Genomic DNA, 2,320 nt, shown 5'->3' with positions numbered 1-2,320 from the left:
AGTGGTTGGCTCCGGAAGTCCTTCGGGGGTTGATCACGTTGCCAGGGCGACGGAGGATTCTTCCTGGTGATCGGCGGTGTGCCGGTCGAGCCTGGCCAGCAGATCGTTCAGGTCGGAGGTGGTGAACTTCCACTGGAACGGCTGTGCCGTGGCGTTGTAGCGGTCTTCGAAGGCTCGGAGCCGGTCCCCGACCTGGGCAAGGTCGGTGAAGTCGTTGGGTGAGACGACCTTGCGCTGCACGACGGAGAAGTAGATCTCGACTTGGTTCAACCATGAAGCGTGGACCGGGGTGTGGACCAGGACCGCGTTTGGGAAAGCGCTGGTCAGCCGGTCGGCGGCCTTCTGGCCGCGGTGGGAGGAGCCGTTGTCCACGATCCAGAACACCCGCTTCGCGCTGGCGTAGGGTTCGGTGCTCATGACCTGGGCGACCAGGTTCATGAACGGGCTGATGCCGGTGCGCGGCTCGGTACGGCCGAAGACTCGGGCCTGGTGGACGTCGTAGGCGGCGAGGTAGGCCAGCGCGCCGCCGCGGCCGTAGGTGTGGTTGACCCGCATTGCCCGGGCCTGCCCGGGCGCGAGGGTGGGGTGGCAGCGGCAGCGGGCCTGGATGGAGGTCTTCTCGTCGGCGCTGATGACGTACTCGTCCGGTCCGAGCGGGTTGCCTTGCCAGGTGCGGGCGTACAGGTCCAGCACACGGGCTGCCTTGGGTCCGAAATCGGGGTCGGTGATGAAGATCCAGGAGCGGTGCTGCCAGGGCTTGAGCGCGTCCTGGGCCAGCCAGCGGCGCACGGTGGAGGCCGACACGGCCGGGGCGATGCCCCGCTGCATGGCCTCGCGGGCTAACTCCGGGCACGACCAGCGTGACAACGGGGCGCCGGTCTCGGCGGGCAGTTGGCAGGCCAGCGCCTTGACCTGGGCAGCCTGCAGTGCGGTGAACGAGGGCGGGCGACCGGGGCGCTGGCGGTCGGCCAGCCCGGCCATGCCCTCTTCGGCGAACCGGCCCCGCCAGGTCCGCACGGTGTCCACGTGCAGACCGGTCTCGCGGGCGATGCGGGCGTTGGAGCGGCCCCGTGCCGCGTGAAGCACGACGTGCGCGCGCATCCGGCCCTGGTGGGGAGTCTTATGGCCGTAGGCCATCTTCTTCAGCCGGTGCCTCTGCGAGGCGGTCATCGATATCGGGCAGGCAGCAGCAACGGGCAAGGCAGGCAGGCCGATCAGCAGAAGTGGATCTTACCGGCTGGAGACTGCCGCACCACTGACGCGGGCGACCAGGCAGGATGACTCCATGCCCACCGTGCCGGAGTCGACCAAGACCTCCCTCGCCCTGAAGCTGACCGCGCGAGCCCGTACCGCCTGGCCCAAACTCGCCGGCCTGGACGTCCGCTACCGCGGCCAGTTCGCCTACGTCAACGGCGAACTCGCCGCCGGCGAGTCCATCAAACTCATGCGTCTGCGCTACGGCGGCTCCGCCAGCACCTGGGGCTTCGCCCTCTACCTCGCCAGCACCGACAAGTACGAGGACACGATCCTGCCCACCGGCAGCTTCGCCGGCACCCCCGAAGAAGCCCTGGACTGCGCCTGCGGCCTCTACCTCGCCGCCCCTGGCATCTGAAGACGCCAGGCGTCCTACGGCCACACAAGCAGGCGGAATGATCCGCCGAGCTCGTATGTTGTCTCGTCAGCGAAGCGCCTTCACCATCACCCGTTCCCTGGTCACACCATCGGCCAACAGATCTCCGAGCTCTTCCGCGACGACGAAGCCGTTGCGCTGATACAGCGCGATGGCCGGCTCATTGCCCGGGATCACCGCGAGTTTCAGCGTCGTAGCACCCGACTGGAGGGCCCACGTTTCGACTGCCGCTATCAACCGGTCTCCGACGCCACGGCCCCGCGCCTGGGGACTGACCCACACCGATCTCAACTCGTATGCGCCGCCTTCCACAGGAAGGCCGCTGGCCATCGCGACCGTTCGCCCGCCCAGCAACGCAACGATGTTGTAGGCGTCGGGCAGCTCCAAGCGCTCACGCCACCGCTCCTCTCCGCCACTGCACCAGTCCGCAAGCCGAGCCTTGAACGCCTGCGGTGCCTCGTCCAGCGCAGCAAGGCGAACCTCCCGCCACAACGGCCAGTCGCTTTTCGTGAGAACGCGCAGGTGCACCATGCCGAGGAGTCTGCCGCGACGCCCGCGGAGAAGTCCACGACATCAACCTCGACGCCACTCGGCGTTCGGAAAAACGCAGTGGCGATCCGGCAAGTCAGGACACCAGGCACCACACCGACTCTGCAGTCAACCCCCGAAGGACTTCGAGTGTCGACCACT

General features: G+C 67.8%; 3 protein-coding genes. 1 reads left to right on the top strand and 2 read right to left on the bottom strand.

From position 1 onward, the window contains the following. Positions 1–33: 33 nt before the first annotated feature. Positions 34–1,170: an IS630 family transposase gene (locus tag AB0J08_RS41510; RefSeq protein ID WP_360645366.1), complete on the bottom strand. Its 1,137-nt coding sequence runs from the start codon at positions 1,168–1,170 to the stop codon at positions 34–36. A 115-nt stretch (positions 1,171–1,285) separates the two neighbouring features. Here AB0J08_RS41510 and AB0J08_RS41505 point away from each other — a divergent pair, with 115 nt between their 5' ends. Beyond that, positions 1,286–1,612: a hypothetical protein gene (locus tag AB0J08_RS41505; RefSeq protein ID WP_360645363.1), complete on the top strand. Its 327-nt coding sequence runs from the start codon at positions 1,286–1,288 to the stop codon at positions 1,610–1,612. A gap of 66 nt (positions 1,613–1,678) precedes the next feature. Here the strand turns inward: AB0J08_RS41505 and AB0J08_RS41500 are convergent, their stop codons facing one another. Continuing rightward, positions 1,679–2,161, bottom strand: a complete 483-nt coding sequence (locus AB0J08_RS41500) for a GNAT family N-acetyltransferase (protein ID WP_360645360.1) — start codon at positions 2,159–2,161, stop codon at positions 1,679–1,681. Positions 2,162–2,320: the final 159 nt, after the last annotated feature.

This window comes from Kitasatospora sp. NPDC050463 (assembly GCF_040655255.1).
Taxonomy (GTDB): domain Bacteria; phylum Actinomycetota; class Actinomycetes; order Streptomycetales; family Streptomycetaceae; genus Kitasatospora.
The sequence above is the reverse complement of the archived record's forward strand: the minus strand, read 5'-3'. Positions and strand labels throughout refer to the sequence as shown.